The organism is Alcanivorax profundi, from assembly GCF_003597125.1.
Classification (GTDB): Bacteria; Pseudomonadota; Gammaproteobacteria; order Pseudomonadales; family Alcanivoracaceae; genus Alcanivorax; species Alcanivorax profundi.
On sequence record NZ_QYYA01000009.1, the window covers coordinates 1 to 6,686 of the forward strand.

Here is a 6,686-nt window from a genome sequence, read left to right on the forward strand (position 1 = left end):
CCAGCAGGCGACTTTCGATTTCACCGAGCTCAATGCGGAAGCCACGGATTTTGACCTGCTGATCCACCCGACCCAGATATTCCATGACGCCGTCGTCGCGGAATTTCACCAGATCGCCAGTGCGGTACATCCGCTCACCCGCTGCGCCGAATGGATCCGGCAGGAAACGTTCGGCGGTCAGGTCCGGACGGTCGTGATAGCCGCGCGCCAATCCCACTTCGTTACCGATATACAGCTCACCCGCTACGCCAGCGGGCACGCGATTCAAATCCTGATCCAGCACATACAGTTTGCGTGACCCCACGGCGGTGCCGATGGGCGCATAGGCGCTGGTCAGACTGTCATCCTCATAGGCCGCCCACAGCATCGGCGTGACCACCGTTTCGGTGGGGCCGTAGCCGTTGATGATGCGTTGCGGTTTGAGCACTTGCTGCATGCGCTCGAAGGTTTCGCGGGTAAACGCCTCACCGCCCAGGGTCCAGGAGCGAACGCTGAGTGCGGGCTTTTCCTGCTCGATCCAGTCCAGCAGCGGGCCCACATAACTGGGCGGAAAACAGGCGATGGTGACGCCTTCTTGTTGCAGCACCTCGCAACATTTTTCCGCGCTCCATAATGCCTGGTCGCGAATCACCACCCGGGAGCCAAACGCCAGTGGTACGGTCCAGCGCTCCACCGCGCCATCAAAACTGATGGACGCAAACTGCAGCTCCACATCCTCCGGCGTCATGCCGTAACGCTCGCCGATGGTTTGCACATGCATGGACAAGCCGCCGTGGGTGAGGGCCACGCCTTTGGGCTTGCCGGTGGAGCCGGACGTGTAGATCACATAAGCGAGTTGATCGGGATGGGGTTCGTTATTGAGCGAACCGTCGTCGGTATTCGCCAGCGACAGTTGATCCACGAACACCGGGCTGACGCCCTCCACCTGCGGCAAGGTCTCCGCCAGATCCGACGAGGTCAACAGCAACCGGGCACCGCTGTCTTCGAGCATGTAGTGCAAACGGTCTGTGGGGTAACCGGGATCCAGTGGCAGGAAAGCCCCGCCCGCTTTCATTACGGCCAGGAACGCTTCGATCATGGTGACGCCACGCGCAAACGCTACGCCAACCACTTCATCCGCGGTGACTCCCTGCTCGACCAGATAACGCGCGAGACGATTGGAACGGGCTTCCAGTTCAGCAAACGACACGCGGGTATCGCCATGCACCAGGGCGATAGCTTCCCCACGCAACGCCGCCTGCTGCGAGAACAGTGCCGGGAAACTCAGCTCGGCATAACGGACATAAGACCCTTCGCCTTCACCCCACTGCTGCAAACGCGGCAAGTCTTGTATAGCGGTGTCCACGGTGCCCAAACACCGCTGGCGGTCTCCTGCAAAAGCCGCCAGTACCTGTTCCATGGCGTGCTGCAAACGTCGGGCCGTGTCACTGTGAAAGCGGTCGGCCGCATAGGTCAGCGTAAGCGCCAGCGCACCGTCACTGGCTTCGTGCACATCCAACGCAAGATCAAACAGCGCATGGGGCACGCCCTGCGCCTGCGGGGCGATGGTGACCTCATTATCCAGCTGGCGGCGACCACCATCACGACGCTGATAATTAAACAGCACCTGAAACAGCGGGGTTTCGCCAGGTTCACGACGAGGCGCCAACGACGCCACCAACTGGTCGAAAGGCAGCGCCTGATGGGCCTGGGCATCCAGCATGGTCTGGTGCACCTGCTGCACCCACTGATCCACGGTCATGGCTGCGCCGGGTTGTCCTCGCACCACCAGGGTGTTGACGAAGAACCCCACCAGCGCCTCAACCTCACTGCGGCCACGGTTTGCCATCGGCACCCCCACCGGAATATCCCGGCGACCGCTGACCGACGCCAACGCCCACTGCCAGGCCGCCAACACCACGGTAAAGAGCGTGGTGTCATTGTCTCGCGCCAAGGCCTGCAAGCGGCCCTGCAAGGTCTGCGGCAACGACCATTGCTCACTGGCCGCCTGACGAAGATCGTTGTGCTGCGGATGACGGTCATAGGGAATCAGTAACGGCGGCTGAACGCTATCGCCCTGATCCAGCCGCAACTGCTCACGCCAATAGGTCAGTTGCCGCTCGCGCTCGCCGGCATCCAGCCAGGCCTTTTGCCACAGCGCGTAGTCGGCATACTGCACCGCCAGGGGAGGCAACGGGGCATCGGACAGATACGCGCGACCGAGATCGGTAAAGAACACCTCCATGGACCAGCCATCAGAGACCAGATGGTGCATCACCAACTGCAGCCGCCATTGCTGCTCGCCTTCCTGCAACAATTGCACGCGCAACGGCAAGTCCCGTTCCAGCACAAAGCGACGGCGGGCATGTTCATCGGCCAGCGTCTGACGGGCAGCCTGATCCAGCGAGCGAACATCGCGCTGCTCAACCGGCAACCGCGCCGACTGGATGATCTGCTCGGCGTCTCCGTCGTGGTCCCGAAAACCGGTGCGCAAACTCTCGTGTCGCTGCACCACCGCCTCCAGGCTGCGCAGCAAACGCGCCACCTCAAGCGGACCGCTCAAACTGAAAGCGGTAGTCAGGTGATACGCCGTGTTGTCCGGCTCCAATTGATAAATCGTCCAGAGCCGCTGCTGGGCCGGCGCCAGCGGTACCCGCGCAGGGCGATGCCCGGACACAATCGGCAGCCGCTCAAACGGAATGCCCTTTTCACCCAGCTTCTGCAAAAAGATGGCCTGCTTGCTTTCTTCCAGCGCCATAAAGCGCTGGGCCAGTGCCACTTTATCGAGACTCATCCCTTACTCCGGATCATAAATCTTCCAGGTCATCCAGCAGATCCGCCATGGCAGCAAGATCATCCTGTTCCTGTTGCTTTGCTTCGCCGTTGTGTTCGTCCACCAACGCCGCCAGCGCTTGCAGGGTGTCGGTTTCAAACAGGGCACGCAGGGGCACATCCACGCCCCAGCGATCACGCAACGCCGCCACTACCCGCGTGGCTAACAGTGAATGGCCACCCAGCGCAAAAAAGTTATCGTCCAGCCCGACAGCACCGCTTCCTGACAGCGATTCTCCTGACAGAGATTCCTTCGCTAAAGACAGCCCCAACAACTCTTCCCACAGCGCAGCGAGTTGCTGTTCGGTGTCGGTCACCGGCGCACGGTATTCCCGGGCCTGCCATTGCGGCTCAGGTAGCGCCTTGCGATCCAGTTTGCCGTTGGGGGATAACGGCATCTGCTCCAGCAACATGAACAGGCCCGGCACCATGTAATCCGGCAAGGCCGCCGACAGGGCTTGCTGCCAGGCCTCCGGGGAGGACGCGCCACTCACCACATAGGCCACCAGCTGATCACCTGCCGGGCCGGAGTGGGCCACGACCACCGCATCCTCAATGTCGGCCTGTTGTTTCAGTTGCTGCTCGATTTCACCCAGCTCGATACGCAGACCGCGAATCTTGACCTGATGATCAAGGCGGCCCAGATAATCGATAACGCCATCGGCACGCTGCACCACCTGATCACCGGTGCGGTACATCCGTGAGCCAGGCTCACCAAAGGGGTTGGGAACGAAACGCTCTGCGGTCAGATCGGGGCGACCGTGATAGCCACGCGCCAACCCCACGCCCGCCAGATAGAGCTCACCGGCCACCCCACGCGGCACCGGGTTGAGATCGGTATCCAGCACATGCAGCTGAATATTGCTGATCGGTGAGCCGATCGGCACGGTGTGGCCGGTGCCCGGGCGGCACTGCCAGTAACTCACATCAATGGCCGCTTCGGTGGGGCCGTACAGGTTGTGCAACTGCACATCGTCACGGGCGGCAAACACCGATCCCTGCAATGCCATATCCAGCGCTTCCCCACTACAGATCACCTGCTTCAGGAACGGCAGATTTTTCAATCCTGTTGCGGACACAAAGGCATGCAACATGGAAGGCACAAAGTGCAGCGTGGTGACCTGCTCTTCAGCCATCACCTGCTGCAACCACTGCGGGTCCGCATGGGCATCCGGCGGCGCGATGGCGAGACGCGCCCCCACCATCAACGGCCAGAAAAATTCCCACACCGACACATCAAAACTGAACGGTGTCTTCTGCAACACACAGTCGGATTCATCCAGTGGGTATTGCTGCTGCATCCACAGCAATCGATTCTCCAGCGCGGCCTGGGTATTGAGCACCCCTTTGGGTTTGCCAGTGGAGCCAGAGGTGTAGATCACATAGAGCGCCTGATCCGGATGCCACTGCACCGACGGTGCCGTGGTCGCCTGCCCGCTCACGTCCAGTTGATCCAGACACCACATGGGCACCGCTTGCGGCCAGCTGTCCAGCAAGCGGCTGTCGGTCAGCAACAACGCCGGCTGCGATGCCTCCAGAATGTAGGCCAGACGGTCCTGGGGATAGGACGGGTCCAGCGGCACATAGCCCCCCCCGGCACGGGTAATGGCCAACAGACCGATGACCAGATCCAGTGATCGTGGCAGGCCGATGGCCACCCGCACTTCTTCCTTCACCCCGGCCGCACGCAAGCGGTTGGCCAGCTGGTTTACCTTGCGGTCCAGCTCGGCATAACTGAGCTGCCTGTCGCCCATGGACAACGCCACTGCCTCAGGCGAACGCACGGCTTGCTGACGCACTCTTTCCGGCACGGCAACAAAATCACCCCAGCGTTTTTCGGTGCGATTGAAGACTTGCTGGTCGGCCTGTTCCTGATCTGACAGCAAGGCGATATCCGACAAGGACTGATCAGGCTGGGTGAGCAGCGCCGTCATCACCCTCAGGAAATGTTCCCGCAAGCGCTCAATGGTGCTGGCACGGAACAGGGCCGTGTCGTAACCGATAAACCCCTGCAGCTGTTCATCGTCTTCCAGGACATCCAGTGCCAGTTCAAACTGGGCACCGGCGGCACCCGGATCAAACGGTGTGATGACCGCTTCCGGCCATTGCGGGGCAAAGTTTTCACTCAACCGCTGGTGATTGAACACCACCTGGAACAAGGGGTGACGATCCAGATTCCGGTCCACGCCCAGCGCCTCGACCAACACCTCAAAAGGCAACGCCTGGCGCCCTTGCGCTTCGCCGATGAACTGCTGTGTGACCGCTACCTGCTCAGCCAGCGATTGCGAGCCGACAAAATCGGCCGGCACGACCAGGGTATTGATAAAACACCCTTGCAGGGTTTCGGTTTCGGCCAGCAATCGGCCGGCAACCGGCACCCCCACCCGCACCTGCGATTGACCACTGTAGCGATGCAACAGTACCTGCCAGGCCGTGAGCAACAAGGTGGACACCGTAGAACCCAGCTCGGTGGCACGCTGCTTCAGCCGCTCAAGCTGATCATGGCTAAAGGTCACGGGTAAACGTGCCCCGCCCTGTTTGGTGTCAACTAACACACCACGAGGGAAGTCGGTGGGCAACGCCAGCGGCTCACCGCCCTCGCCCAACTGTTCTACCCACCACTGCTGTTGTGCACGGGCCTCATCACTGGCCAGCCACTGCTGTTGCCAGGCGGCATAATCCGCGTACTGGATTCGGGCGGACGGTTGAGCAGAAACCAGTGGCATGGCATCACCGCGATGAGCCTGGGCATAACGGCTACTCAGCTCCGCCATCAACAATTGCATGGAAACGCCATCACCAATGATGTGATGCTGGACCAGCAACAGTTGATAGCGCTGTGGGGCCAACTGAATGACCTGCACGCGCAACAACGGATCACTGGCCAGATCGAACGGCGCGTTCAGGGTGCGCGCCTGGCGTTCGCCGGCCACAGATTCGGGTAGCGCCTCGCCGGTGAGATCCAGCCAGTCGATGATCACAGGGGCCTCATCCAGAATCCGCTGGCGAGGCTCCCCTGCGGTTTCCACAAAGCGGGTACGCAGGCTTTCGTGATTCGCCACCAGGGCATCCAGCGCCTGCTGCAGGGCTGCGTGATGCAATTCACCACGCACATCGAGCCCCAACGGCATATGGTAGGCACCGTTTTCCGGCTGCAATTGCTGCACGAACCACAAACGCCGTTGCGCCGCGGAACACGGCAAATCGCCGCCACGCGCCACCGGGCGGATTGCGGGCAAGGCCGCTGCACTCTGGCACAAAGCCGCACACTGTTTCAGCAGCGGTTGTTCAAAAATGCGATTGAGCGGCAAATCCAGCTGGTGCTGATGACGCAAGCGGTTAACCATTTGCACCGCCAACAGGGAATGCCCACCCAGATTGAAGAAATGGTCATCGCGACTGACGGCTTCCAGCCCCAGCAACTCTTGCCAGATGGTCGCCAGAATTTTTTCGTTATCGGTTTGCGGTGCATCGCCGGCACTGGCGGTTTGCCATTGCGGAGCCGGTAGCGCCTTGCGGTCCACTTTGCCTGCGGGCGTCAGCGGCAGGTGCTCCAGTGTGATCAACTGGCTGGGCACCATGTAATCCGGCAGGGCTTGGGACAGGCTTTCCAACAGGGCTCGCGGCTCAAACGCCGCTCCTACGGTGTGACGTGGCACGATGTAGCCCACCAACCGGTCACCGGTGGGGGAAGGTTGTGCAACCACGGCGGCGTCGCGGATCGAGTCAAAAGCCAGCAGACGACTTTCGATTTCACCGAGCTCAATGCGGAAGCCACGGATTTTGACCTGCTGATCCACCCGACCCAGATATTCCATGACGCCGTCGTCGCGGAATTTCACCAGATCGCCAGTGCGGTACATCCGCTCACCCGC

Annotated in this window: 2 protein-coding genes; both read right to left on the reverse strand. The window is 61.1% G+C overall.

The window, feature by feature from the left end; all coding sequences use genetic code 11:
• Positions 1-2,773 (reverse strand): amino acid adenylation domain-containing protein (locus tag D4A39_RS16495; protein ID WP_119918568.1); only part of this gene is annotated, 2,773 nt, incomplete at its 3' end.
• A gap of 13 nt (positions 2,774-2,786) precedes the next feature.
• Positions 2,787-6,674 (reverse strand): non-ribosomal peptide synthetase, encoded by a 3,888-nt coding sequence (locus D4A39_RS16500; RefSeq protein ID WP_233552510.1) that lies wholly within the window; start codon positions 6,672-6,674, stop codon positions 2,787-2,789.
• Between the last annotated feature and the right edge of the window lie 12 nt (positions 6,675-6,686).

Excerpts from the sequence above, each read along its gene's own strand:
- D4A39_RS16500 (WP_233552510.1), bottom strand. The coding sequence starts at position 6,674 with ATGTACCGCACTGGCGATCTGGTGAAATTCCGCGACGACGGCGTCATG.